20 protein-coding genes and 3 tRNA genes are annotated in these 25,037 nt (G+C 49.6%); 13 read left to right on the forward strand and 10 right to left on the reverse strand.

Going from position 1 to position 25,037, the window contains the following annotated elements:
* Positions 1 to 67: 67 nt before the first annotated feature.
* Positions 68 to 2,953, reverse strand: a complete 2,886-nt coding sequence (gene uvrA / locus CRO57_RS05480; RefSeq protein ID WP_097152334.1) for an excinuclease ABC subunit UvrA — start codon at positions 2,951 to 2,953, stop codon at positions 68 to 70.
* A gap of 295 nt (positions 2,954 to 3,248) precedes the next feature.
* Here uvrA and CRO57_RS05485 point away from each other — a divergent pair, with 295 nt between their 5' ends.
* On the forward strand, positions 3,249 to 3,794 hold the full coding sequence (locus tag CRO57_RS05485) for a single-stranded DNA-binding protein (RefSeq protein ID WP_097153214.1): 546 nt from the start codon (positions 3,249 to 3,251) through the stop codon (positions 3,792 to 3,794).
* 188 nt (positions 3,795 to 3,982) lie between these two features.
* Complete coding sequence (locus tag CRO57_RS05490; RefSeq protein WP_097152335.1) at positions 3,983 to 4,834, forward strand: AraC family transcriptional regulator; 852 nt, start codon at positions 3,983 to 3,985, stop codon at positions 4,832 to 4,834.
* Positions 4,835 to 4,899: 65 nt separating this feature from the next.
* Here CRO57_RS05490 and CRO57_RS05495 read toward each other — a convergent pair whose 3' ends face one another.
* Positions 4,900 to 5,844 carry a cation diffusion facilitator family transporter gene (locus tag CRO57_RS05495; protein ID WP_097152336.1) on the reverse strand — a complete coding sequence of 315 codons (945 nt, stop codon included), beginning with the start codon at positions 5,842 to 5,844 and terminating at the stop codon, positions 4,900 to 4,902.
* Between the two features lie 201 nt (positions 5,845 to 6,045).
* Between CRO57_RS05495 and CRO57_RS05500 the strand changes: the two genes are divergently transcribed.
* The 4 genes from CRO57_RS05500 to CRO57_RS05515 all read left to right on the forward strand — a co-directional run bounded on the left by CRO57_RS05500 (position 6,046) and on the right by CRO57_RS05515 (position 11,668).
* Positions 6,046 to 7,035 carry an efflux RND transporter periplasmic adaptor subunit gene (locus CRO57_RS05500; protein WP_210200759.1) on the forward strand — a complete coding sequence of 330 codons (990 nt, stop codon included), beginning with the start codon at positions 6,046 to 6,048 and terminating at the stop codon, positions 7,033 to 7,035.
* Between the two features lie 10 nt (positions 7,036 to 7,045).
* Positions 7,046 to 10,237, forward strand: a complete 3,192-nt coding sequence (locus tag CRO57_RS05505; RefSeq protein WP_097153215.1) for an efflux RND transporter permease subunit — start codon at positions 7,046 to 7,048, stop codon at positions 10,235 to 10,237.
* Positions 10,238 to 10,389: 152 nt separating this feature from the next.
* Positions 10,390 to 10,764, forward strand: coding sequence for a hypothetical protein (locus CRO57_RS05510; RefSeq protein ID WP_210200760.1), 375 nt, complete (start codon positions 10,390 to 10,392; stop codon positions 10,762 to 10,764).
* A 112-nt stretch (positions 10,765 to 10,876) separates the two neighbouring features.
* Positions 10,877 to 11,668, forward strand: coding sequence for an isocitrate lyase/PEP mutase family protein (locus tag CRO57_RS05515; protein ID WP_097152338.1), 792 nt, complete (start codon positions 10,877 to 10,879; stop codon positions 11,666 to 11,668).
* Positions 11,669 to 11,733: 65 nt separating this feature from the next.
* On the opposite strand, the gene CRO57_RS05520 is transcribed toward CRO57_RS05515, so the two are convergent.
* Positions 11,734 to 12,369, reverse strand: a complete 636-nt coding sequence (locus tag CRO57_RS05520; protein ID WP_342068270.1) for a MarC family protein — start codon at positions 12,367 to 12,369, stop codon at positions 11,734 to 11,736.
* A gap of 199 nt (positions 12,370 to 12,568) precedes the next feature.
* On the opposite strand from CRO57_RS05520, the gene gyrA reads away from it, so the two are divergent.
* The gene (gene gyrA / locus CRO57_RS05525) at positions 12,569 to 15,355 is read left to right on the forward strand and encodes a DNA gyrase subunit A (protein ID WP_097152339.1); all 2,787 of its coding nucleotides are present in this window, start codon (positions 12,569 to 12,571) and stop codon (positions 15,353 to 15,355) included.
* A 69-nt stretch (positions 15,356 to 15,424) separates the two neighbouring features.
* Here the strand turns inward: gyrA and CRO57_RS05530 are convergent, their stop codons facing one another.
* From CRO57_RS05530 to CRO57_RS05540, 3 genes are all read right to left on the reverse strand, one after another.
* The gene (locus CRO57_RS05530; RefSeq protein ID WP_097152340.1) at positions 15,425 to 16,810 is read right to left on the reverse strand and encodes a PepSY-associated TM helix domain-containing protein; all 1,386 of its coding nucleotides are present in this window, start codon (positions 16,808 to 16,810) and stop codon (positions 15,425 to 15,427) included.
* A gap of 100 nt (positions 16,811 to 16,910) precedes the next feature.
* Positions 16,911 to 17,309 (reverse strand): hypothetical protein, encoded by a 399-nt coding sequence (locus tag CRO57_RS05535; RefSeq protein WP_097152341.1) that lies wholly within the window; start codon positions 17,307 to 17,309, stop codon positions 16,911 to 16,913.
* Positions 17,310 to 17,560: 251 nt separating this feature from the next.
* Entirely contained in the window at positions 17,561 to 17,878 is a 318-nt protein-coding gene (locus tag CRO57_RS05540) for a hypothetical protein (protein ID WP_097152342.1), read from the reverse strand.
* Between the two features lie 245 nt (positions 17,879 to 18,123).
* Between CRO57_RS05540 and coaD the strand changes: the two genes are divergently transcribed.
* The 5 genes from coaD (at position 18,124) to tgt (ending at position 22,345) form a co-directional block, all read left to right on the forward strand.
* Positions 18,124 to 18,624 (forward strand): pantetheine-phosphate adenylyltransferase, encoded by a 501-nt coding sequence (gene coaD / locus CRO57_RS05545; protein ID WP_097152343.1) that lies wholly within the window; start codon positions 18,124 to 18,126, stop codon positions 18,622 to 18,624.
* 13 nt (positions 18,625 to 18,637) lie between these two features.
* A complete protein-coding gene (locus tag CRO57_RS05550; RefSeq protein WP_097152344.1) occupies positions 18,638 to 19,177 on the forward strand; it encodes a peptidylprolyl isomerase in 540 nt (179 codons plus the stop codon).
* 89 nt (positions 19,178 to 19,266) lie between these two features.
* A complete protein-coding gene (locus CRO57_RS05555) occupies positions 19,267 to 19,740 on the forward strand; it encodes a peptidylprolyl isomerase (RefSeq protein ID WP_170955960.1) in 474 nt (157 codons plus the stop codon).
* Positions 19,741 to 20,040: 300 nt separating this feature from the next.
* Positions 20,041 to 21,084 carry a tRNA preQ1(34) S-adenosylmethionine ribosyltransferase-isomerase QueA gene (gene queA / locus CRO57_RS05560; RefSeq protein ID WP_097152345.1) on the forward strand — a complete coding sequence of 348 codons (1,044 nt, stop codon included), beginning with the start codon at positions 20,041 to 20,043 and terminating at the stop codon, positions 21,082 to 21,084.
* Between the two features lie 100 nt (positions 21,085 to 21,184).
* Positions 21,185 to 22,345 carry a tRNA guanosine(34) transglycosylase Tgt gene (gene tgt / locus CRO57_RS05565; RefSeq protein WP_097153219.1) on the forward strand — a complete coding sequence of 387 codons (1,161 nt, stop codon included), beginning with the start codon at positions 21,185 to 21,187 and terminating at the stop codon, positions 22,343 to 22,345.
* A 154-nt stretch (positions 22,346 to 22,499) separates the two neighbouring features.
* On the opposite strand, the gene CRO57_RS05570 is transcribed toward tgt, so the two are convergent.
* The 4 genes from CRO57_RS05570 to CRO57_RS05585 form a co-directional block, all read right to left on the reverse strand.
* A complete protein-coding gene (locus tag CRO57_RS05570; RefSeq protein ID WP_097152346.1) occupies positions 22,500 to 23,009 on the reverse strand; it encodes a DUF4864 domain-containing protein in 510 nt (169 codons plus the stop codon).
* A 303-nt stretch (positions 23,010 to 23,312) separates the two neighbouring features.
* Positions 23,313 to 23,388: transfer RNA gene (locus tag CRO57_RS05575), tRNA-Lys, on the reverse strand.
* 192 nt (positions 23,389 to 23,580) lie between these two features.
* Positions 23,581 to 23,656, reverse strand: a tRNA-Lys gene (locus CRO57_RS05580).
* A gap of 190 nt (positions 23,657 to 23,846) precedes the next feature.
* Positions 23,847 to 23,922: transfer RNA gene (locus tag CRO57_RS05585), tRNA-Lys, on the reverse strand.
* A 377-nt stretch (positions 23,923 to 24,299) separates the two neighbouring features.
* Here CRO57_RS05585 and CRO57_RS05590 point away from each other — a divergent pair.
* Positions 24,300 to 25,037, forward strand: a complete 738-nt coding sequence (locus CRO57_RS05590; RefSeq protein ID WP_097152347.1) for a cytochrome c biogenesis CcdA family protein — start codon at positions 24,300 to 24,302, stop codon at positions 25,035 to 25,037.

The following is a 25,037-nucleotide window of genomic DNA, read 5'->3' on the forward strand; positions in this document are numbered from 1 at the left end:
TAAGGCTTTGTACCTAACTCAAAGGACAAAGCCCAGATCTCAAGTCAGATATCATCTATTGAGCTAGTTATTCAGCTGCGGCCTTGCGGCGGTCAACCAGTTCTTTCAGGAAGATCCCGGTATAGCTCCTGGAATTCTCAATCAGGTCTTCCGGTGTTCCCTGGCCAACAATGGTACCGCCACCATCTCCACCTTCAGGTCCCAGATCCAAAACCCAGTCAGCGGTCATGATGACCTCCAAATTATGCTCAATCACGACAACAGTATTGCCTTGATTGACCAACTCATGAAGTACTTCCAGCAATTTGGCGACATCGTGGAAATGCAGGCCGGTCGTCGGTTCATCTAAAATGTAGAGTGTGCGACCGGTTGAGCGCTTGGACAGTTCCTTTGACAGCTTTACGCGCTGCGCTTCACCGCCAGACAGTGTCGTGGCTTGTTGACCAACCTTGATATAACCAAGTCCAACTCGCTGCAGAGTGATCATTTTGTCACGAACAGACGGAACAGCTGAAAAGAATTCTGCAGCCTCATCAACAGTCATTTCCAGTACATCGGCAATGGATTTCTCCTTGAATTTGACTTCCAAGGTCTCTCGATTATAGCGGTGGCCCTTGCAGACGTCGCACGTCACATAGACATCAGGCAGGAAGTGCATCTCAATCTTGATAACGCCATCGCCTTGGCAGGCTTCGCAGCGTCCACCCTTCACATTGAACGAGAAACGACCTGGTGCATAGCCGCGAACCTTTGCTTCCGGCAAGCCTGCAAACCATTCACGAATTGGTGTGAAGGCACCGGTATAGGTTGCCGGGTTGGAACGCGGGGTACGGCCAATTGGCGACTGATCGATATCAATGATCTTGTCGATATGCTCCAATCCCTCAATGCGATCATGCGGAGCTGGCATATTCCGCGCCTTATTCAGCTTCATCGCAGCTCCCTTATAGAGGGTATCAATCAGGAAAGTCGATTTGCCGCCCCCTGATACGCCGGTCACACAGGTAAAGGTGCCCAGAGGAATGGACGCTGTAACATTCTTAAGATTGTTACCTCTCGCGTTGACAACGGTAAGTTCACGCCCTTTCTTTGCCTTGCGGCGGTCGTTTTCAATATGAATGCTCTTGGCACCCGACAAATACTGTCCCGTGAGTGAGTTGGGGTCGGATAGAATATCACTCGGGGTTCCTTCGGAGACAACGCGCCCACCATGGATACCGGCACCCGGGCCAACATCAATGACGTGATCAGCAGTCAGAATGGCATCTTCATCATGTTCAACGACAATGACGGTATTTCCCAGATCGCGCAAATGACGAAGTGTATCCAGAAGGCGGGCGTTATCTCGCTGGTGAAGACCAATAGAAGGCTCATCCAGAACATAAAGAACGCCGGTCAGGCCCGAGCCAATTTGTGATGCAAGGCGAATTCTTTGAGACTCGCCGCCAGACAAGGTGCCGGAATTACGAGACAGGGAGAGATATTCAAGTCCTACGTCATTCAGAAAGGCCAGACGCTCGCGAATTTCCTTCAGAATCCGTTCAGCGATCTCCTTTTGTTGAGCGCTGAGCGTATCAATAAGACCGGTGAACCAGACGGTTGCATCCTTGATTGACAGCTTCGAGATATCCGCAATGTGCTTGCCATCCAGCTTCACAGCCAAGGCTTCAGGTTTCAAGCGATTGCCTTCACAAGCCGAGCAGGGATGGGTGGACTGATATTTGCCAATTTCCTCGCGTGCCCAATTGCTCTCTGTCTCTCGCCAGCGACGTTCCAGATTCGGAATGACACCTTCGAAAGGTTTGTTGGCTTTATAGGAGCGAGAACCATCATCATAAACAAACTGGATCTTTTCCTTGCCAGTGCCGTAGAGAATAACTTCTTGCGCTTTGAAGGGGAGTTCTATCCATGGAACGGTCAGCTCAAACTGATAATGCTTGGCTAAAGCCTCTAATGTCTGGCGATAGAACGGGGAGGTTCCTTTTGACCATGGTGCAATGGCTCCGTCCTTCAGACTTAATGACGTATCAGGAATGACGAGGTCAGGGCTGATCTGCAACTCGCTTCCCAAGCCATCACAAGTCGGGCAAGCGCCAAAGGGGTTGTTAAACGAAAAGAGCCGAGGTTCAATTTCGGGTATGGTGAAGCCGGAGACCGGGCAGGCGAATTTCTCCGAGAATATCACTCGTTTGGGTTTACCATCGTCCTCGGTTTGATCAGCGAACTCAGCGACAGCCAGCCCTTCTGCCAATTCCAAGGCCGTTTCCAACGAGTCGGCTAGGCGGCTTTCCATATCCGGGCGCACGACCACACGATCAACCACAACTTCAATGTCATGTTTGAATTTCTTGTCTAGTGCAGGAGCGTCAGCAATTTCGTAGAACTCACCGTCAATCTTGACGCGCAAAAAGCCTTTCTTCATCAGCTCGGCGAGTTCTTTGCGATATTCCCCTTTGCGCCCACGAACAATTGGCGCCAGCAGATAGAGACGGGATTTCTCCGGGAGTTCCATGATACGGTCAACCATCTGGCTGACGGTTTGGCTCTTAATCGGAAGACCTGTCGCTGGCGAATAGGGAATGCCAACACGCGCAAACAGCAGGCGCATATAGTCATAAATCTCGGTGACAGTACCGACAGTTGAACGTGGATTGCGCGACGTGGTCTTTTGTTCAATGGAGATGGCGGGAGAAAGGCCGTCAATCTGATCGACATCTGGCTTTTGCATCATTTCTAGAAACTGACGCGCATAGGCTGAGAGAGACTCGACATAACGCCTCTGGCCTTCCGCATAGATGGTATCAAAAGCGAGCGAGCTTTTACCTGAGCCCGATAAACCGGTCATCACAATCAGTTGGTCCCGCGGGATGTCGAGATTGACATTCTTGAGGTTATGTTCCCGTGCACCACGAATGGAGATTGATTTCTGGGAAGATAATGAAGTGTCAGTCATGGTCGTAAAACATCCTTGGGAAGAGCGGATCTGCTACGTAAAATATGATTGGATTTGTTTCTGGACTCAGTGGGAGATAAGCACACATCTGTCAGGAAACAAGCCGGATTGCTGATTCATGCCGGGATTTTTAGCATTTTCGATTGCATTTGTGCATGATTTGTTCCTTAATTCAAGAGGCGAGTACATTGCGATCTGATAAAGTCGTGGGAAGTGTCAGCGGATGGTGGCATGCTGGATCAAAACTGCTATGATCTCGCTCCAAGATTTGGCGTTAACAAGATGGAACATGGACATGGCCGGAAGCGTAAATAAAGTCATCCTCGTAGGGAATCTGGGGGCTGATCCCGATATTCGCCGTACTCAGGATGGTCGGCCAATTTGTAATCTGTCCATTGCGACTTCCGAAAACTGGAAAGATCGCAATACTGGTGAACGTCGTGAACGTACCGAGTGGCACCGCGTTGTGATCTTCAATGAAGGCCTGTGCCGTGTTGCAGAGAATTATCTGCGCAAAGGCTCGAAGGTTTATGTCGAGGGCCAGTTGCAGACACGTAAATGGCAGGATCAAAGTGGTCAGGATCGCTATTCCACAGAGGTTGTTCTGCAGGGCTTCAATTCCACATTGACCATGCTTGATAATCGTGGTGAAGGTGGTGGAGCTGGTCCGCAGGGCGGTGGCTTTGGTGGCCAGGGCGGCGGTAACGACTTTGGCGGAGGCGGCTTCGGCGGTCCTCAGGGCGGGCAGAGTGGCGGCGGTTTTGGCGGCGGTGGCCAGCAAGGCGGCGGTAGCCAAGGTGGCAGCGGTTTCAGCGATATGGATGACGATATCCCGTTTTGAGCAATTCGCGTTTGAGCGCATAAATACTTCAATCAAAAGCCCGGTATGGTGTGAAATCTGCCGGGTTTTTTCATTTCTTCCAAAAGACTGCAAAGCTGGACGGGTATAGGCGCTGTGTGTTGAGTTCAACTTAGCAATATTTATCAAGTTGCCTTGGGATAGCGTGAAATTGTAAGGAGGTCCTGATTATGAACAAACATATGCAAGACAGCTATCTCAAGCGTATTGAGCGGGTTCTGGCTTATCTGTCAGATCATCTGGATGAAGATCTTGATCTGGATAAACTGGCGGATGTGGCTTGTTTTTCACGGTGTCATTTTCATCGTATCTATCACGGTTTGATGAATGAAACGGTGATGCAGAGTGTGCGTCGCCTGCGTATGCATCGTGCTGCTGGTGATTTGATTCGCACAAGTAGTGAGATTACTGCCATCGCCAAACGAGCCGGTTATGGAAGTGTCGAAGCATTCAGTCGCGCATTCAAGTCGTCTTATGGAGCTGCCCCGGCATCATATCGTTCTATTCGTCAGGACATTCCCGTTGTGTCTATCCCAACAATGGAGTTGAAGAAAATGTTTGACGTAGAAATCAAGTCAATTGATCCGATGAAACTGGCCTGTGTCGATCACCATGGCGATTATATGCAGGTAGGAAAGGCCTTTGAAAAGGCGGGGATCTGGGCGGCGAAAAATGGTCTGCTTAATCAGACTGCCAAATCCATAGGCATCTATTATGACGATCCGGCATCGGTCGAGACTGAAAAACTGCGCTCTGCTGCAGGATTCGTCGTTGATAAGGACTATAGTGATGAGGAATATGGCATTTCTACTCGTAGTGTCGGCGGTGGCCGTCACGCAGTATTGATCCATAAAGGACCCTATGCCGAGCTTGGGAAGGCTTATCAATGGTTCTTTGGAGCATGGCTTTCGGAAAGCGGAGAGGAAACCGCAGAGGCTCCGTGTTTTGAATGCTACCTCAATGATCCAAAAACAACGGTTCCGTCGGATCTGGTGACGGAAATCTACATGCCACTCAAATAAATGAAAAGGCTAAAGGAGGCGCCCCTTTAGCCTTTAATCTGTTCAGAGATTTATTTGCACTGGATCTAGATCTGATCGCCTTGTTCGGTTGCGACCTCGATATGGTCCTTATAACTCTGTGCTTCGATGAAAATACGCTTGATGAGCGGGAAGCGTTCTCGAATTTGACGTTCCAGGTCAGCAATCACGACCTCCAGCTGACCAACAATCATGCTATTCTCAAAATCGAGGCTTAAAGCCAGCAATACGTCATTCGGTCCGCGATGCAAGGTGCGGATCTCGTTGACAATAGTGACAGCTGGATGCGAAGTGACCATCTGAGCGAGTTCTTCTTCAGTCTCGATTGAAGCAGATTCTCCAATCAAAAGACCCTTTGTTTCATACGCCAACAACATGGCTGTGCCAGCCAAAATGATACCAATAATAATGGAGGCTGCACCATCCATCCATGGGATGTTCATATAATATGAAACGGCAATACCGATACCGGCAACGATCAGGCCCAACATGGCGGCTGAATCTTCAAACAGGACGGTAAAGACGGTTGGATCCTTGGAGTCGCTTACAGCTTGCATCCAGCCACGCTTGCCCTTGGTGGAGCGAAATTCTTTTAATGCAACCCACCAAGCCCAACCTTCAAAGACTAACGCTGCCCCTAGAACAACAAAGTTGATGGTCGGATCGGAGACAGGGTGCGGATGCAGAACCTTTTGTATACCTTCATAAATGGAGAGGCCTGCGCCAACAGCAAAAATCAGCAGGGCCACGACAAAGGCCCAGAAATACAGCTCGGCGCCGTAGCCGAATGGGTGTTTCTTGTCTGCGGGACGGCTCGCTCGCTTCAAGCCATACAGAAGCAAGCCCTGATTCCCGGTATCGACAAGCGAGTGAATGCCTTCTGAAAGCATCGCGGAAGAGCCTGTGACGGATGCAGCGAAAAACTTGGTAATCGCAATCAAACCATTCCCCGCCAAGGCGGCATAAATAACCTTCTTCGAGCCAGAGGCCATTCTGCTCTCCTGTCTTAAAGTCGTCGCGCCTATTATCTATGCGATTCTTGGCGACAGGTCTTTGACAATGGCTTTTATTTCATATATTCGATAATACTAATATAAAAATTCAAGCCAGAGACCCTCGCCATGCGCAACGCAAAATCATCCTGGATATCGTCCTCAAGAGCGACGTGGATCGTCACTCTTTTGTCGTCGGCAATGAAACCATCTCTGTTAAGTCTGTCAATCCTTCTTGGTGGGTTGACCACGGCTCATACCGAGAATTTCACCGTTCATCTCACTTTGATTGAGGATAAAAAAGCTGTTTATGCCACAGTCGAGACTACCAACTCAATCGCAGCAAGAGTACGCATTCCCGGTACAGTCACCGAACTTGCGGTAACTGAAGGAGATATGGTGAGGGAAGGACAAACTATCGCTCGTGTGGTCGATGAGAAGCTGGCGCTGAAAATACAGGCGGTGGATGCGGAGATCCGAGCCGCGCAACGAGAGATCGATAACATCAAGACCGATAAGGATCGTGCAGAAAGTCTCTATAAAAAGGGTACCATCTCCAAAGTCCGCCGTGATCAGATTCTTACACAGTTCGATGTGGCTTCCAGCAAACTGGAAGCAGCGCAAGCGGAGCGCGCCGTAATCGTTCGTCAGACGGAGGAGGGCGCTGTATTGGCCCCGCAATCCGGCCGTGTATTGAATGTACCATTGACTGTTGGTTCTGTCGTCATGCCAGGTGAAGCCGTCGCGACGATTGCCAGGGAAAATTACATCTTGCGTTTGGCCTTGCCTGAACGTCATGCAAGATTTCTTGCCAAGGGGAATATGGTTGAAGTTGCCGGGCGTGGGAACCGGTGTGACGAAAGCTGTGTCCGCGAAGGTAAAATTTCAAAAGTCTATCCGCAAATCTCAAATGGTCGCGTGCTGGCCGATGCGCATGTTGACGGTCTGGGCGACTATTTCGTTGGTGAGCGTATCCAGGTGCGTGTGCATGCTGGCTCACGCGAAACCTACCTGGTGCCTAAGGGCTACATCTTTACCCGATATGGCGTTGACTATGTGCGCTCCATCAGCGCCAAAGGTAAGCCGATCGATATCGCCATTCAAGCGGGTCATGCTTATAAGCAAGATGGCAAGGATATGATCGAAGTCCTCTCCGGTCTTGGTGATGGCGACAAGCTGGTCAAGCCATAAGGGGATGACAATGAAACTTGGAATTTCCGGCAATCTGGCGAAGTCATTCATTTCGTCGCCAATGACACCTTTGATGCTCATAACCGCCTTTGCCCTCGGCCTTGTGGCTTTGATGGCCTTGCCTCGCGAAGAAGAGCCTCAGATCTCAGTGCCCATGGTTGATATCCATGTGCGGGCTGATGGCTTGCGAGCGGAAGATGCGGTCAAGCTGATCACCGAGCCGTTGGAGACGATTGTCAAAGGTATTGATGGGGTCGAGCATGTCTATTCCCAAAGTATGGATGATATGGTCACCGTTACGGCTCGTTTCTTAGTGGGCACCAGCTCTGATGCTGCTGTTCTACGCGTGCATGATAAGGTCAAAGCAAACCTAAGCCAGATCCCGGTTGGGATACCGGAGCCGCTGATTGTCGGCCGTGGCATTGATGATGTAGCCATCACTGTGCTGACTTTGTCGCCAAAGCCAGAAGTGGCTGACAAATGGACCGATAATGCGATTTATAACATTGCGGATGAACTAAGAGTGGAGCTGGCCAAGCTGGAAAATATTGGCCTGACCTATCTGGTTGGTGGTCGTCCGGACCAGATCCGTGTAGAACCAGATGCTGAAAAACTCTCGCTCTATGGTATCACGCTGCAGCAACTGGTCGGCAAGGTGAAGTCTGCCAATACCTCGTTTATGGTCGACGCGATGCGGGAACAGAATAAAGCGCTCCCGGTTGCTGTTGGGCAAACCCTAAGTGGTGTGCCCGATATTGGTCTTATCCTTCTCACCACCCGCGATGGTCGCCCGGTGTATGTGCAGGATGTTGCCAAAATTGTGGTTGGTGCATCTCAGAAGGAACAGCGGGTTTGGCATATGCCAAGACTGGAAGATGGATCCTTGGGTCGGTTCCCTGCGGTTTCTGTTGCCATAGCCAAGCGCAAAGGAGCCAATGCGGTCAACATCTCCAATGCCATTGTGGAGCGAGTGGGGCAACTCAAGGGGCAAATCATTCCTCAAGGTCTGAATGTTGATATCACCCGTAATTATGGTGAAACTGCGAATGAAAAAGCCAATGAACTTCTCTATCACCTTGGCCTTGCCACCGTTTCCATCGTTTTGTTGGTCAGTCTTGCAATTGGTTGGCGTGAAGGTGTCGTGGTGTTTATCGTCATTCCAACCACTATTCTCCTGACATTGGCTGCGGCCTATCTGATGGGATACACCATCAACCGCGTTTCGCTTTTCGCACTGATCTTTGCCATCGGTATTCTGGTTGATGACGCCATCGTCATGATCGAAAATATTGCCCGGCACTGGGCGATGAAGGATGGAAGGTCAAAAATTCAAGCTGCAATCGAGGGTGTGGCTGAAGTGGGCAATCCGACCGTTGTTGCAACGCTGACAGTCGTAGCGGCTCTGTTGCCGATGATGTTTGTCTCTGGCTTGATGGGCCCTTATATGAGTCCAATCCCAGCCGTGGCGTCTGCTGCAATGGTGCTATCATTCTTTGTGGCGGTGATGCTCACACCATGGCTGATGGATTGGATCGGCAAGGGTGACCATGCCGAAAGTGCAGATGGTGGCATTCTTGGCAAAAGCTATCGACTGGTTGCTGCCCCAATTCTGAAAGGGCGAAGTCGTTCCTGGATCTTTTTGTTGATTGTTGGGTTTGCCACTATCGGCTCCACATTGCTGATCTATACCAAGGATGTGACGGTCAAACTGTTGCCGTTCGATAACAAGTCCGAACTACAGATCATTGCAGATTTGCCGGAAGGCACGTCATTGGAAATGACCGATCGTGTGTTGGCGGCAATTGCACGCGAAGTGCAAGTGGTGCCGGAAATTACCAATATTCAGTCTCACGTTGGATCAGCTGCGCCTTTCGGGTTCAATGGGCTTGTTCGACATTATTACTTGCGAGCAATGCCTGAACAGGGGGATTTGCAGGTCAACCTGAAGGAAAAGCATGATCGTGACCGAACCTCGCATGAAATTGCGTTGCAAATTCGAAAACTGATTGCCAATGTCAAAGTACCTGCAGGCACCAGCCTTAAGGTTGTCGAGGTGCCTCCAGGCCCACCGGTTATGGCAACTTTGTTGGCAGAAATTTACGGACCAAGCCCGCAAATTCGTCGTGATGTCGCTTCTGAGTTGCGTAAGCTTTTCGAGGCCGTTCCTTTTGTTGTCGATGTCGATGATAGCTTTGGAGCTCCGACCGAACGGGCACGCTTGCGCATTGATCAGGATAATCTGGAATATTATCGAGTTGAACAGGGCGATATCTATCAAACCATCGAATATTATCTCAACGGACAGGTGGTTGGGTATTCCCACAAAGGCAATGGTCGTCGTCCAGTTGAGATTGCAGTGAAGCCAAACAAGTCTGATCTCGCTATCTCCGAGCGCTTGCTCTCGATCCCGGTGCCACAAAATGTGATCCCCGGCGATCGCGGTGTCGTGGAACTTGGTGATGTTGTGCGAATAGATATGGAAAAGGTAAGCTTCCCAATCTTTCGTCATAATGGACGCTCAGCTGAAATGGTTATGGCGGAATTGGCGGGCGAGTTTGAAGCGCCAATTTATGGCATGCTCGCCATTCAAGAGAAAATAGATGCTCATGATTGGGGGAACCTGCCCAAGCCAGAGATTATTCTTCATGGGCAACCGAAAGATGAAAGCAAGGTCGCCATGCTCTGGGATGGCGAATGGGAGGTCACATGGGTAACGTTCCGAGATATGGGAGCTGCCTTTGCGATCGCTATTCTCGGTATCTACGCCCTCGTTGTGGCTCAGTTCCATTCCTTCCGTGTCCCATTGGTGGTGTTAACTCCAATTCCGCTGACATTGATTGGCATCATGGTGGGGCACTGGCTGTTTGACGCTGCCTTTACTGCCACTTCCATGATTGGCTTCATCGCGCTTGCTGGCATAATTGTTCGAAACTCGATCTTGCTGGTCGACTTCGTTGGGCATGAAAAAGGTTCAGGAAAAGAACTACGTGATGTGCTTTTGGAAGCTGGTTCAATCCGTTTCAAGCCCATCATGCTGACAGCGCTTGCGGCTATGATTGGGGCGGCGGTGATTCTGGCCGATCCGATCTTTCAGGGTTTGGCAATCTCGCTGCTCTTCGGTCTTGCTTCGTCAACACTGCTGACCGTGTTGGTCATTCCGGCGATCTATGTGGCGCTGAAGGGACCTGAAAAGACCATGTAGCAAAATCTGAATCTGATTTCAGTTCAAAAGATAAGAGCTCCGGCGCGTGAAGATGAGCCGGAGTTTTTTATGCTCGCGTCAATGTGACCACATCTCTTTGGCAGATCGAATATAGTTTTCCGATATTTCAACTTCATTGAAAAAGAAGCGTCATGAAAACTATGCTATCCACCTTCATCCTCTCGCTTGCTGCTCTAACGCAGCCCTTCGAAGTTCGTGCAGGTGAGGCCGATGTGGTGCAGGTTGCTTTGACACGATCGGGCGATGGAACCTATCAGGCATCTGTTACTGTAGAGCATGCAGATGAAGGATGGGATCATTATGCAAATGCTTGGGAAGTGGTTGCTCCAGACGGTACAGTGCTTGCTACACGCGTCCTTGCCCATCCGCATGTCAATGAACAACCTTTCACACGGTCCCTGAGCGGTATCGCGATTCCGAAGAACATTAAGAAGGTGCGTTTTCGCGCAAAGGACTCTGTTCACGGGTATGGCGGAAAAGAGATAGTGCTTCCGGTTAACCCGTAACAGTCAACTGAATGCTGTTGGAAAATAGAATAACAGCCCGTTCTTGGTCGCAAGTTTCCATTCGCAAGGGATAGGCTTTTGCCTGCTAACCAAACTAAGCAAGGACGAAAAGATGATCAGATCAGATGTTTCGCTATCTTCCCAGATACGACGCGCCAAGGATTTCGCGGATCTCCACATTAAAGGAGATCCCCTCATTCTCTATAACATCTGGGATGCGGGTTCAGCCAATGCGGTTCAGGAAACTGGCGCAAAAGCAGTTGCGACGGGGAGCTGGTCAGTCGCAGGAGCGCAAGGCTATCCGGATGGAGAAAAGTTGCCGTTGGATTTTCTTCTTATGATCGTCACGCGTATATTTGAGAGCGTTAATGTTCCGCTTTCTGTCGATTTTGAAGGCGGGTATGCAACTGAGCCAGAGGAACTGGCTGCGAATGTTGCCAAAATTCTTGGTACTGGGGCAATCGGCATCAATTTTGAAGATCAGTTGGTCGGAAGTTCTGGGCTATATGATATCAAGATCCAAAGCGACCGTATCAAAGCCATCCGCTCAATGGCCGACGAAGCTGGTATTCCGCTCTTCATCAATGCGCGGACGGATCTGTTTTTGAAGGAAAAAGATCGTAACAAGCACAAAGATTTGATCGGCGAAGCCAAAGACCGAGTAGCAGCTTACGCTGAAGCAGGGGCGAGCTCTTTCTTCGTTCCGGCGCTTTTCAACACGGAGCTGATCAATGATGTCTGCGCGAATACTGAGCTTCCAGTCAATGTCATGAAGCTGGACAATAGTTTATCCAATAAACAGTTGGCCGATTGTGGTGTTGCGCGTATCAGTTATGGTCCGGGACCATTTCGTCAGGCAATGCAATGGATTGCTCAGAAAAGCCAAGTCGCTATTTCGGACTGACCGATAAGATAGGCAAAAAGGAGGTGGCGTGCCTCCTTTTATTTCAAATGAAATGTCAGCAGTGCCTAACTGGCAATAATCGCCTGAATACCATCGGCAATGAACTGAACCGAGAGGGCGGACAGCAGAACGCCGAGTAAGCGTGTCAGCACATTGCGTCCGCTTTCGCCAAGCAAACGCTCGACCGGGCTTGCAAGTAGGAACATCAGCATCACAAGTATCAGTACGAACAGAATAACCGCCAGGACCGAACCCTGATCCACCCAGCCAGAAGATTGAGAAACCAAAAGAAGCACGGCAGAAATTGCGCCCGGACCGGCAATCAGCGGAATGGCAAGCGGAAAGACCGCAATATTGTGGATCTCATCATCGGTGAGAGCCTTCTGTGCTGACTTGGATTTGCGCTCCTTGCGCTTCTCGAACACCATCTCAAACGCAATGACAAAGAGAAGCAATCCACCGGCAATGCGAAACGCTCCAAGCGAGATGCCGAGAACAGACAGGATTGCCTGACCAATCAGAGCAAAAGCAATCAGGATAACCGCAGCAGTCAAAACGGCGCGAACTGCAATTTTCATCCTCTCCTGCTTGCTGGCACCAGATGTGATAGCAAGAAAAATAGGGGCGAGGCCCAACGGATCGATGGTGACGAACAAGGTCACGAATGCATTGAGCATCAAATCGAGGGGCAAACTGGCCATTTTCCACCTGTAGTTTGTGAATATTGCGTCTTATGAGGATAGTCGTTTTTGAAATGAGACGAAAGGCTTATAAGTTGGTGATGTCGGGCACAAGCCCCACCACATATTTTGCTAACAGGAGTATGACGGTAAACTTTGCTGATCAGTCTTGAATCGGATATACAGACGTATCTTTTTGCTTAGGATTCGAGACGCTCCTTTGACAGACAATAACCAAACAACGACAGGGGGCGATATCGCCACCGATATCAAGCCCATTTCCATCACGGAAGAGATGAAACGTAGCTATCTCGATTACGCCATGAGCGTGATCGTCAGCCGCGCTTTGCCAGATGTTCGAGATGGCCTGAAACCAGTGCACCGCCGCATTCTCTATTCAATGCATGAGAATGGGTATGAGTGGAACAAGCCCTACCGCAAATCCGCGCGTGTAGTCGGTGACGTGATGGGTAAATATCACCCGCACGGTGATAGCGCCATTTATGATGCTTTGGTGCGTATGACGCAGGATTTTTCCTTGCGTCTACCTCTGATAGATGGCCAGGGAAACTTCGGCTCCGTTGATGGCGATAGCGCTGCTGCCATGCGTTATACGGAATGTCGTCTGGAGAAGGTCACGACAACCATTCTTGGTGATCTGGACAAAGATACCGTCGATTTCGCAGCCAACTACGACAATTCCGAACGTGAACCTACCGTCCTGCCATCCCGCTTCCCAAACCTTTTGGTGAATGGTGCGGGCGGTATTGCCGTTGGTATGGCCACCAATATACCACCCCATAATCTGGGTGAAGTGATTGATGCATCTATCGCGCTTATCGATAATCCTGCTCTATCTCCAGAAGAACTGATGGAAATCGTGCCGGGGCCAGACTTCCCGACCGGCGGTCTCATCTTGGGGCGTTCCGGTATTCGTAGCGCTTACAATACCGGCCGTGGTTCGGTCATGATGCGCGGCAAAGTCGATGTCGAAGAAATCCGTAAGGATCGCAACGCATTGATCATCACCGAAATTCCATATCAAGTGAACAAGGCTTCCATGATCGAGAAGATCGCGGAAGCCGTGCGTGACAAGCGTATCGAAGGCATTTCCGACATTCGCGATGAATCTGATCGTCAGGGCATGCGCGTTGTGGTCGAGTTGAAGCGGGATGCAGTGCCTGATGTGGTTCTGAATCAGCTTTATCGTTTCTCACAGCTGCAAACTTCCTTCGGCACCAATATGGTGGCGCTGAATGGTGGAAAGCCAGAACTGATGAATCTGCGCGACGTTCTGTACGCCTTCAACGCATTCCGCGAAGAAGTCGTCAGTCGCCGTACCAAGTTCCTGCTGAACAAGGCACGTGAGCGCGCTCACGTCTTGGTTGGCTTGGCCATTGCTGTTGCCAATATTGATGAAGTGATCGCTACAATCCGTAAGGCCCCAGATCCGGCAACTGCTCGTGCAGAGTTGATGGAACGTCGCTGGCCTGCTCGCGATGTTGAAGCTCTGATCCAGCTGATCGATGATCCACGTCACAAACTTAACGAAGACGGCACCTATTATCTGTCTGAAGAACAGGCCCGCGCTATTCTCGATCTGCGTCTGCAGCGTCTGACTGCTCTTGGTCGTGACGAAGTGGGTGATGAGCTGAATGCCCTTGGTGAGAAGATCAAGGATTATCTCGATATCCTGCGCTCTCGTGAGCGGATCTATTCCATCGTCAAGGAAGAGATGCTGGAGCTGAAAGAAGAATTCGCGACACCACGCCGGACAGAAATCGTCGAAGGTGGTGCTGATTTTGATGATGAAGATCTGATTCAGCGTGAAGATATGGTCGTGACCGTATCTCATGCCGGTTATATCAAGCGTGTACCTCTTTCCACCTATCGTGCTCAGCGTCGTGGTGGTAAGGGCCGCTCTGGTATGGCGACCAAGGATGAGGATTTTGTCACACGGCTGTTTGTGGGCAACACCCACACGCCAGTACTCTTCTTCTCCTCTCGTGGTATTGCATACAAGATGAAGGTTTGGCGCCTGCCACTCTCTGCTCCAACAGGTAAGGGCAAGGCCCTGATCAACTTGCTGCCTCTACAGCAGGGCGAACGTATCACTTCCATCCTGCCACTACCGGAAGATGAGGAGAGCTGGGAAACCCTGGATCTGGTTTTTGCGACCATCTCCGGTTCGGTTCGCCGCAACAAGCTGTCCGACTTCAAGCTCGTCAACCGCAATGGCAAGATCGCCATGAAGTTCGAAGAAGGTTCCGAAGACGGCATCGTCGGTGTAGAAACATGCGATACCAATAGCGATGTGATGTTGACCACGGCCAAAGGCCAATGCATTCGTTTCCCGGTTGACGATGTGCGCGTCTTCCAGAGCCGTGGCTCTACCGGTGTGCGTGGCATCAAGTTGGAAGAGGATGACAAAGTCATCTCGATGGCCATCGTCAAGCATTTCAATGCAACCCCAGATGAGCGTACGGAATATCTGCGTCGCTCCAACGCGTTGCGCCGTGCTTTGAATGGCGAGGAAGCCAATGGTGATGTGACACCAGAAGTACCTGCAACATCTCTCTCTGATGAGCGCTATGTCGAAATGGAGCTGTCCGAGCAGTTTGTGCTGACGCTTTCGGAAAATGGCTTTGGCAAGCGGACCTCCTGTTACGAATATCGCACTTCAGGTCGTGGTGGTAAGGGTATTGCGGCGATGACGGTGAATAACCGGAATGGTCGCCTGATTGCCAGCTTCCCGGCAGAAGAAAGTGACCAGATTATGCTTGTGACCGACGGTGGTCAGCTTATCCGCTGCCCAATCGATGGCATCCGCATCGCTGGTCGTTCTACACAAGGTGTGACTGTCTTCAAAACCCGTGAAGATGAAAAGGTCGTCTCTGTAGAGCGCATTTCGGAAGATGATTCCGAGGAAAACGGCGATGAGAACGGAGATTCTGAGGGTAACACCTCAGAAGACAATGCTCCGGAAGGTGGCACCGAGCAGGAATAAGTTAAACTGCATTCCTGAATAATGAGATTGGAAAAGGGCCGTATATCGGCCCTTTTCTTGTTTGAAGTCTTACGAGAAGGCTTTCTTCAAGGCTGGAATGCGGGTCACGATCAATAGATCAACCGCAATCACGGCCAACAATGTCAGGCCACCCAGCGGGAATGCCATGGATATGAAAAGGGCGACCAGAAATGCACCTTTCCAAAGCGGCATATCTTGCGGCAATGGTGGAGCAACCAATCTACCTGCACCAGTAGGGCGACGTTTCCACCACATCACAATGCCGGAGATACAGGTGAAGAGTATCATGCTGAGCAGCACAAGATTGAGAATAAAGTTCCAGGTGCCAGCCATTCCTTTATGTAGACCGATTCCCCAGGCCATGGTCTTGGCCAGTAGCGGGTAATCACCATAGCGAATATCGGCCAGAACGTTGCCGCTATACTGATCAAGATGAAGAGTGCGATCCTTTTCTGGCGACACGCTATCCTCATTCCGACCATCAACCGAGACGGTATAAACGCCTTTTTCTCCACGTGGCAAAGTCACTTTATACTGACCTACAAAGCCGTTGGCTGCCGCCCATTGAACCACACTGTCCAATGCGACAGGTTTTGGCACCCCTGGTGCGCCTTCTGTCGTGCCAGAAATCGGCATGGGTGTCAGCTCCAGTCCCCACGGAACTTCATCCAACGGTCCGTGGTTCAAAGATGCATGCGTCATATCTGATGACCACAGTTTTGCTTTGCGCTCTACCGGGAAGGAGGACCATGGCTGTACAAATTTGCCACCCCAGACTCCGGCCCAGGCCAGCCCTGACAACACAAAGAGTAGCAAGAATAGAGAGATCCAAGTACCGAGGACACCATGCCAACTTTTCCAGGCTGCACGTCCTTTTGCAGCCAGTTCCGGAACGAAGGATCGCCAACCCATCTTGGATAGCCAAAGATAGAGCCCGGTTACGATCAACAAAATAGTCATGGAACTAGCAGCTTCCACCATCCAGTCACCGAAGTCGCCGATCAACAGCTCTCCGTGAATGTCATTGGTAATCGCATAGAGGGTCTGTGTCTTGTCGATCACATTCAACACATCACCATTGTAAGGATCAACGGCGACGTTCATTACTGCTTTTCCTTGTTTTATGGCAAAAAAGGCAGGGCGATTAGCGGCTTCTGGCGCCACATAACGGTCCAGTTTGCCGTTTGGCACTGCAGCCAAAGCTTGCTTGGCTTGATGCGATATTGGTAAGGGTTCACCAGTGATGACGACATCCCCAACCAGCCCCATCTGATTGAACTGTTGAGCTGAGACCATCATGATCAAACCCGTGACGGTGAGCATGATGAGAAATGGAATGACGAACAGGCCTGCATAAAAATGCCAGCGCCAAGCTGCGAAATAATAGCGTTGCGTACGCTCAGTTGTGCTGAGCGATGAATTTTGTTCCGACATGGGAACTCCTGAATTTCAAAACATAAGAAAATTGGCTATAGCTCACACTGCTTTCATCTGACGGACAGACGTAAGGAGAATGAATGGCCGAAGTTGAAAGTCAGGAGAAAATGGGCGGGGCCCTTGGTTGTTGCGGTGTTTGGTAAATCAGGCCTGCCACTTGGCGGGATGCAATCGGTAGGCGATAACGAGAAAATTCTACAGAACCCCAAACGAGATCTTGCAAGCTTTGAACGCCAGTGTTGGCGACGAGAACATTGATACAATCATGGGAGCGCTCAGATTGCTCCTGTTCCGGCATTTGCTCGGAAACTGTCCCATCAAGCTGTTGCCAAAGATCTAACGGGCCGTTGCCAGTACAGATGACGATGCGAACGCCATCAGAATCGGATACTTCCATCACGCCTTGTGGTAGGCCACCAAGCACGAGCATGGAAATGAGTAAAATCTGGGTCAGCAAAACAGAGCTGGCTGCCTTCAAATGAGCTGCGCAGGTCATTGCTGAATAGCGTATATGTTGGCCCAGATTTTCGATCTCACATCCTCCAGCAGGTGTAAATCGACAGATATCTCGGATCCGCGAGAATCGACTCACCTTCTTTTGGGATTATTCGAGATTGAAATTTGCCGCAAGGGTGTAATTTCAAAATGCAAATTTTAGTTGGGTTTGAATAACGCACAAAAAAAGAAGCCCGAAGGCTTCTTTAAAGGAAGGTCAGTAAAAAGTGCCGGTTGCAAACCAGCGTCACCCTATTGTGTCGCTACAAGAACCTGTTCGCCCTTGATCAATTGGGTGGTTGCGGTCTCGATCGAGACAATGGCAATGGCAGGCAAGTTCTTAAAGGTCGCTGTGCCTTCAACAACTGCTTGTTTTTTCAGACAGCTTTTCCCGCCACCAATGACAGAGCAATCCTCAGTGTTGGAAAGTCCGTAAGATTTGACAGGTAAACTATCTGCAGAGGTCTTGGAAATTGCCTGCGCGCCGGACATGGCAATGAAGCCGAGACTGGCCACGCAAATGGTAATTCCGGAAATGACAGCCAGTTTGGCTTTCTGCAAAGAGTTCATCACGCCCCCCTCGGGCAACTGCGCCTGTTATGAATTAAGGTTTAATTAAGGCATTGAGCCTGAAGAACATCTGACCAGCCCGTTCATTTTCAGTTCATGTAGCTGAATGAACGTGGGATCTGCTCAAGTATTCTCATTAGGTTGGACGCTGAAGGCTGATAAAAGGTTCAAAAGAAATTGGGCAAATCAACAAATCTGCTGATCCATACTTGTGATTGAGCAAGTGGAAGGGTAGGAAAATAAACATGAAACAGAAAATTGCATTATATCCCGGCTCTTTTGATCCCATTACATTGGGCCATCTGGATATCGCGCGACGTGCCTGTCATGTCGTGGATAAACTGGTTCTCGCAGTGGGAGTGCATCACGGAAAAAAACCGTTTTTCTCCGCTGAGGAACGATTTGATCTCATCAAAGAGGTTATTGGACCAATTGCGAAAGAAACCGGCACGGAGCTGGATGTTATCTCATTCGATGGGTTGGTGATCGATGCCGCAAAGCAAGTGGATGCGGGTTTGATGATTCGTGGCCTGAGAGATGGAACAGATCTGGATTATGAAATGCAACTAGCAGGGATGAACGAGGCAATGGCACCCGATATTCATACCCTTTATCTTCCTTCAAGTGGTTCCGTCCGTCATATTGCTGCCAGTCTTGTTCGGCAGGTTGCAAAGATGGGTGGAGATATTACGCACTTTGTCCCTCCGGCAGTCCACGTGGCTGTCGTGACCAAGCTCTCAAACTGATTGGACCGCAGGAATGAATCTTTTTATCCGTCTCTTTTCAATTGTTGCATTGTTTCTCTCCTTGTCTGTCTCAAGTGTGTGGGCAGCGGAGGATAAGGAAAACACTATCTATCTTGACACCAACTATGGACGTGTTGTGATCAAACTGCGTCCTGATCTGGCACCAAATCATGTTGAGCGCGTCAAATCACTTACTCGTCGCGGTTTTTATAATGGCTTGAAATTTCATCGTGTGATTGATGGATTCATGGCGCAGACAGGTGACCCACAAGGAACCGGTATGGGCGGGTCGGAGCTTAGTGATCTGAAAGAAGAGTTCAACCCGCGCCCATTTGAGCGTGGTGTTGTCGGTATGGCACGCTCTAGAAGCCCGCATAGCGCCAACTCCCAGTTTTTCATCATGTATGCTGACGCACCTTGGCTGAATGGACAATATACAGCATGGGGGGAAGTCATCTCCGGTATGGAGTTTATTGATCAGATCAAAAAAGGTGAGCCACCGGCAAAACCTGATGTGATCGTCAAAATGCAAGTAGCTGCAGACGCAAAATAGGCTATAAGACACGCAATGCTTGGCGCGAGTAAAACCAATTTTGATATATTCGTGCCCAAACGATTCTGAACTGATAAGAGGAATTCACTGTGGTAGAGATCAAAGATCCGGAAAATACACTGGTCATGGAAACCACCAAAGGCCAAATCGTCATCGAACTGCGCCCTGATCTGGCACCAAATCACTGCGCCCGCCTGAAAGAACTGGCCCGTGAAGGTTTCTATGATGGCATTGTTTTCCACCGCGTTATCGATGGATTCATGGCACAGGTTGGTTGCCCGCATGGCACCGGCACTGGCGGCTCCGATAAACCGAATCTGGCTCAGGAGTTCAATCCGACCAAACATGGCCGTGGCGCATGCTCCATGGCGCGCGCCATGGATCCTAACTCCGCCAACAGCCAATTCTTCATTTGCTTTGCAGATGCGCCTTGGCTCGATAACCAGTACACCTATTGGGGACAGGTTATTGATGGCATGGACAATGTTGATCAGATCAAACGCGGTGAACCCGTTCAGGATCCAGATAGCATCATCTCAATGAAAGTTGCTGCCGATAATTAATCGGTACCAATAGCAAGATTGCAAAGCCCGACTTTCACAACATGGAAGTCGGGCTTTCTTTTTATTGGCTCGTCTTCAGGAATGGCAAAAACGTCTTGATAGCTGGGCAATGATAAGGTACCAACCCGTTCCATCCAGCAATGACTATTGAGATGTTGTCGAGATCCTGCAGGAACTTGATTCGCTCTCAAATCGTTTGACTGCGTCTGGCTTGGTTTTTAAATGGCACATTTCCAGATAGGGTGTCAGAGATTGGCGAGGCGGTGTTGAGCATACTGCCAGAATAGAATTGACCACATCATGCTTGTTGACCTTTTCGACTTTGATCTGCCGCCAGAAAATATCGCTCTGAGGCCACACTCTCCACGCGACGAAGCACGGCTGTTATTCGTGCCATTTACTGGGGCGTTTCAGAATTATCAGGTCACGTCTTTGCCAGATTTTCTGCAACCAGGTGATGCACTGGTTTTCAATGATACCAAGGTGATACCGGCAGAGCTGTCCGGCATTCGTGTGCGTGGTGATAGCCGCGCCAAGATCAGCTTCAATCTGCATAAGCGTGAAGATGGTGCAACTTGGCGTGCATTTGCACGTCCGGCAAAAAAAGTGAAGTTGGACGATGTGATTGAGTTTGGCACCAATCTAAATGCGATAATCACCGAAAAAGGTGATGCTGGCGAGATCACTCTGTCTTTTGATAAAAGCGGGCCGATATTGGACCAGGAAATTGCGAAGATTGGTCATATTCCTCTACCTCCCTACATTGCTTCCAAGCGTAAGGAAGATGAGAAAGACAAAGTGGATTACCAAACCATCTATGCAGAGCGGGAAGGGGCTGTTGCTGCGCCGACTGCGGGCTTGCATTTTACGGATCGTTTGTTTGACGCCTTGGATGCCAAAAAGATTGAACGCCATTTTGTGACCTTGCATGTGGGGGCGGGGACTTTCCTGCCGGTCAAGGCTGAGAACACTATGGATCACAAAATGCATGCTGAATGGGGGGAAATCCCGCAAGATCTCGCCGATCATCTCAATGCCGTGCGTGCGAGAGGCAATCGCGTCATCGCGGTAGGCACCACGTCATTGCGGCTGCTGGAAAGCGCTGCTCAGGAGAAGGGGCAGTTATCGGGGTTTTGCGGCGATACCGATATCTTCATTACCCCAGGCTATGAGTTCAAGGCTATTGATGGCCTTATGACTAATTTCCATTTGCCCAAATCCACTCTGTTCATGTTGGTCTCCGCTCTGATGGGACGTGAGCGCATGCAACAAGCTTATGCCCATGCCGTAGAGCATGGGTACAAATTCTATTCTTATGGTGATTCCTCTCTATTACTTCGTTGATAGAAATCGAGCAAATCAGACATCGCCATAGTTGCCGAGACAGGACGTCCGTATGACTGAAAAGACAACGACAAGCATTTCCAATCAAGATCCCGATCGCATGGGACTGGGATTGCCTACACCAGATCCCAAGCCTGAAAAATTCGGTTTCAAATTGCTGGCTCAGGACGGCAAAGCACGTCGTGGTGAAGTATCAATGCCACGCGGTACTATCCGTACGCCTGCGTTCATGCCCGTTGGCACTGCAGCAACAGTCAAGTTCATGTATCCGGGGCAGGTGCGTGATCTTGGGGCTGATGTCATTCTGGGAAATACCTATCACCTGATGTTACGTCCGGGTGCTGAACGTATTCATTCCCTTGGTGGCTTGCACAAATTCGCCAATTGGAAATATCCTATTCTGACTGACTCAGGCGGCTTTCAGGTTATGTCTTTGGCCAAGTTGCGCAAGATGAGCGAGCAGGGCGTTGAGTTCAAAAGCCATATCGATGGCGTGAAACACTTCATGTCTCCAGAGCGCTCTATCGAGATCCAGTGCCAGCTTGGTTCGGACATTCAGATGCAGCTTGATGAATGCACTCGTCTACCTGCTTCCGAGGATGAAATCGAGCGTGCTATGCAGCTTTCGTTGCGTTGGGCGGAGCGCTGTAAGATTGAGTTTGGAGATCGTCCGGGGCAGGCCATGTTTGGCATTGTTCAGGGCGGAGATATTCCACGCCTGCGCGAAGAATCTGCTCAATCGCTCAAGGATATGGATCTTAAAGGCTATTCCATTGGTGGTTTGGCTGTAGGGGAGCCACAACAGGTCATGCTGGATATGCTGGAAGTGACCTGCCCGGTCTTGCCTGAAGACAAACCGCGCTACCTGATGGGTGTCGGAACACCGGATGACCTAATTGAATCTGTTTCCCGTGGCGTCGATATGTTTGATTGTGTAATGCCAACCAGAGCAGGGCGCCACGGTTTGGCTTTCACCCGTTATGGCAAGGTCAACTTGAAAAATGCTCGTCACAAGGATGACCATCGTCCTCTGGATCCATTGAGCCATTGTCCCGCAGCTCGCGATTATAGCCGCGCCTATCTCTATCACTTGGTCAAGTCGAATGAGGCACTGGGGTCCATGTTGCTGACCTGGAACAATTTGGCCTATTATCAGGAACTCATGCAAGGTATGCGCGACGCTATCGAAGCTGGCCGTTTCGAAGACCATAAAGTCGAAGTAAAGGAAGGCTGGGCTCGGGGAGATATCCCAACGCTTTAAAGGAACTTCCACACGTCTTTATGACTTGGAATCTAGCTGGCATTCATATCATTTGCTTAACCTTGGCCTGCAAAGAACCCTGCAGAACAAGACCGCAAGCCACGGTATGATTGCTCTCAGGCTGGATTGCTCAGCCTTGTTATAGTCATCAGCCTTAGGTAGGTGTGCCGGGTGCTGGCTTGATGACGGTAGAAATGATCCGCCATTTTCTATTTCCCATATCCTTCAAGCCGTAAGAAAGTCTCCAGCGTACACCGCCACGATCTACCAGATAAGCATGTTGAACAGGGATTTCACCCCTAAGGCTCAGGCTATCAAGATGAAAGCTCTTTCCGTACCGAACAGGAAAATACCGACGCGAGAAGAAGGCCAGCATCTGATCTGCGGATTTGAAGTGATCCTGAGTTTTCTGAGTGAAAGTCCTCGAAAACTCAAACGATTTTTGTTGTGACAGACTTGCCACATGCATTCTTACGACAAAGGCAATGACTGCCCTGTCTATAGCTGTAATTTCCAGCGGTTGTTTCACCGGAGGTGGTGTTGGTGCTGATCTGTCAATGTTGGCCGGCTGTACCGGTGGAGTTACAAATGGTTGATCTGCGAAACTTGGAACCGCAGTCATGACTGCCAGTGCCAAGCTAAAGCTTACAATATAGCGTTTCACATCTACTCTCCTATTTCCTGGTAACGTCTCCTCTTGTTAAGACTCAAGTTGTACGAGCTTACACTTATAATATAGCGCAATATGTGCGCATTGTCAGATCATGATCTCTTGAAAAGCTTAAAAGTGCATAAAGAAAGATATAGGAAGGTAACGCGTCATCTACTCGGATGCTGTTCCAAAAAACGCAGAAATCAGCCAGATTTATTGCAAAAATCTGCGGTTTACGTAACGGAAATGCGCATGGAATTTCGCAATTGAGAAAATTCTCAATTATAAGTGATGGGGCTATTTCTTTAGAAAGATTGGTGTGCCCGGAAGGATTCGAACCTTCGACCGTCCGATTAAAAGTCGGATGCTCTACCAGCTGAGCTACGGGCACTCACCATTGAACTGGTGAAGGCACTTTTAGCAGAAATTTTCTGTCAGTCGACAAAAGAATGTCTTCAATTGGGGTTTTCACCAAGAAAATAGGAGAAAAGCAAACAATTTGAATCTCACGCAATTGCTGGAAAATCGCGGAGAAACAAGCGCTTATATAGTGGGGAAATTCGAAGTCGCGAAAAGAATGGATTGGTGTGCCCGGAAGGATTCGAACCTTCGACCGTCCGATTAAAAGTCGGATGCTCTACCAGCTGAGCTACGGGCACTCACCATTGAACTGGTGAAGGCACTTTTAGCAGAAATTTTCTGTCAGTCGACAAAAGAATAGCTGCGAATAACGTTTTCACCAACAAATTCAATTTGATGAAGAAGAAAAGAATAATGTGGATCCAGCCAGTAGAAGCTAAATTGAAGGTTTCCCATTTAGGAAGCAAAAGAAAATTCGAAAAGGGGAAATGGTGTGCCCGGAAGGATTCGAACCTTCGACCGTCCGATTAAAAGTCGGATGCTCTACCAGCTGAGCTACGGGCACCTACCAAAAGATCAGTGAGCGCCCTTTTAAAGGATTTTGTGATCCAGTCAACCGGTCGTGAAGACTTTCCGCATCTTTTTATGGATAAGTGCTCATAGCAGTCAATAACGACAAAGAGATGACGCAATGATCAAGCATATAGAGCAGGGAAACCGAGCTGGATGGAAGCAGGCCTTTTGAATTTGATCAAGGAAGAAGAAACAAGCTTTTCCTATTCATTGCGCACGGATTTCTCTCTGCGCCACTATTTCACAGTCAAGTGAATGGAATGGCGGCGCAGAGCTGATTATATATGTCTAAAATAATGATTTGGTCCAAGCTATGCCGAGTGTCAGTAGCCATTGGCGAAATAGAGTAATAGGAGTGCAACAGCATTCATGGAAATCGATGTCACTATCACGGGCGCATTCATCGCGGGCCTCCTGTCTTTCGTATCGCCTTGTGTCTTGCCGCTGGTGCCTCCCTACCTCTGCTATATGGCTGGTGTCTCCATGGACCAGTTGACTGGAACGGATGATAATCAAAAGGCTGCGAACCGTATTCTCTTTTCCGCCATAGCGTTTGTATTGGGTTTCAGCACCATTTTTGTTTTGCTTGGCGCCGGTGCATCAGCAATCGGGCAATGGTTGAAATTCAATTCCGGTATTCTGAACTACGTTGCTGGTGGTATCATCATCATCATGGGGCTGCATTTCCTTGGAGTGTTCCGTATCGGTCTGCTTTATAAGGAGGCCCGCGTAAACGTCCAAAAGAAACCTGCGGGTCTGTGGGGGGCTTATTTGATCGGTCTTGCCTTTGCTTTTGGCTGGACGCCCTGTATAGGACCCGTCCTGGGCACAATATTGCTTGTTGCTGGTATTGAGGATAGCGTGCAGCAAGGTATGATTTTGCTGACTGCTTATAGCTTGGGGCTTGGTGTACCATTCCTGCTGACGGCCGCTTTTGCAGGCCAGGCCATAGGCGTGATGAACAAGTTCAAACGCCATATGGCAGCTATCGAAAAAGCGATGGGAGGGCTACTGGTTCTGACAGGTGTGCTCTTTGTTACAGGGCAGATTCAGAATGCCGCATTCTGGCTGCAGGAAATGCTGCCAGCGCTGAATAATATAGGTTAA

The sequence above is a fragment of the Cohaesibacter gelatinilyticus genome, assembly GCF_900215605.1.
GTDB lineage: Bacteria > Pseudomonadota > Alphaproteobacteria > Rhizobiales > Cohaesibacteraceae > Cohaesibacter > Cohaesibacter gelatinilyticus.

Coding starts and splice junctions, on each gene's coding strand:
- CRO57_RS05515 (WP_097152338.1), top strand. CDS start 10,877: ATGATCAGATCAGATGTTTCGCTATCTTCCCAGATACGACGCGCCAAG.
- CRO57_RS05520 (WP_342068270.1), bottom strand. CDS start 12,369: ATGGCCAGTTTGCCCCTCGATTTGATGCTCAATGCATTCGTGACCTTG.
- CRO57_RS05495 (WP_097152336.1), bottom strand. CDS start 5,844: ATGGCCTCTGGCTCGAAGAAGGTTATTTATGCCGCCTTGGCGGGGAAT.
- CRO57_RS05550 (WP_097152344.1), top strand. CDS start 18,638: ATGAATCTTTTTATCCGTCTCTTTTCAATTGTTGCATTGTTTCTCTCC.
- queA (WP_097152345.1), top strand. CDS start 20,041: ATGCTTGTTGACCTTTTCGACTTTGATCTGCCGCCAGAAAATATCGCT.
- tgt (WP_097153219.1), top strand. CDS start 21,185: ATGGGACTGGGATTGCCTACACCAGATCCCAAGCCTGAAAAATTCGGT.
- uvrA (WP_097152334.1), bottom strand. CDS start 2,953: ATGACTGACACTTCATTATCTTCCCAGAAATCAATCTCCATTCGTGGT.
- CRO57_RS05530 (WP_097152340.1), bottom strand. CDS start 16,810: ATGTCGGAACAAAATTCATCGCTCAGCACAACTGAGCGTACGCAACGC.
- CRO57_RS05485 (WP_097153214.1), top strand. CDS start 3,249: ATGGCCGGAAGCGTAAATAAAGTCATCCTCGTAGGGAATCTGGGGGCT.
- CRO57_RS05490 (WP_097152335.1), top strand. CDS start 3,983: ATGAACAAACATATGCAAGACAGCTATCTCAAGCGTATTGAGCGGGTT.
- CRO57_RS05500 (WP_210200759.1), top strand. CDS start 6,046: ATGAAACCATCTCTGTTAAGTCTGTCAATCCTTCTTGGTGGGTTGACC.
- coaD (WP_097152343.1), top strand. CDS start 18,124: ATGAAACAGAAAATTGCATTATATCCCGGCTCTTTTGATCCCATTACA.
- CRO57_RS05505 (WP_097153215.1), top strand. CDS start 7,046: ATGAAACTTGGAATTTCCGGCAATCTGGCGAAGTCATTCATTTCGTCG.
- CRO57_RS05590 (WP_097152347.1), top strand. CDS start 24,300: ATGGAAATCGATGTCACTATCACGGGCGCATTCATCGCGGGCCTCCTG.
- CRO57_RS05535 (WP_097152341.1), bottom strand. CDS start 17,309: ATGACCTGCGCAGCTCATTTGAAGGCAGCCAGCTCTGTTTTGCTGACC.
- CRO57_RS05510 (WP_210200760.1), top strand. CDS start 10,390: ATGAAAACTATGCTATCCACCTTCATCCTCTCGCTTGCTGCTCTAACG.
- CRO57_RS05540 (WP_097152342.1), bottom strand. CDS start 17,878: ATGAACTCTTTGCAGAAAGCCAAACTGGCTGTCATTTCCGGAATTACC.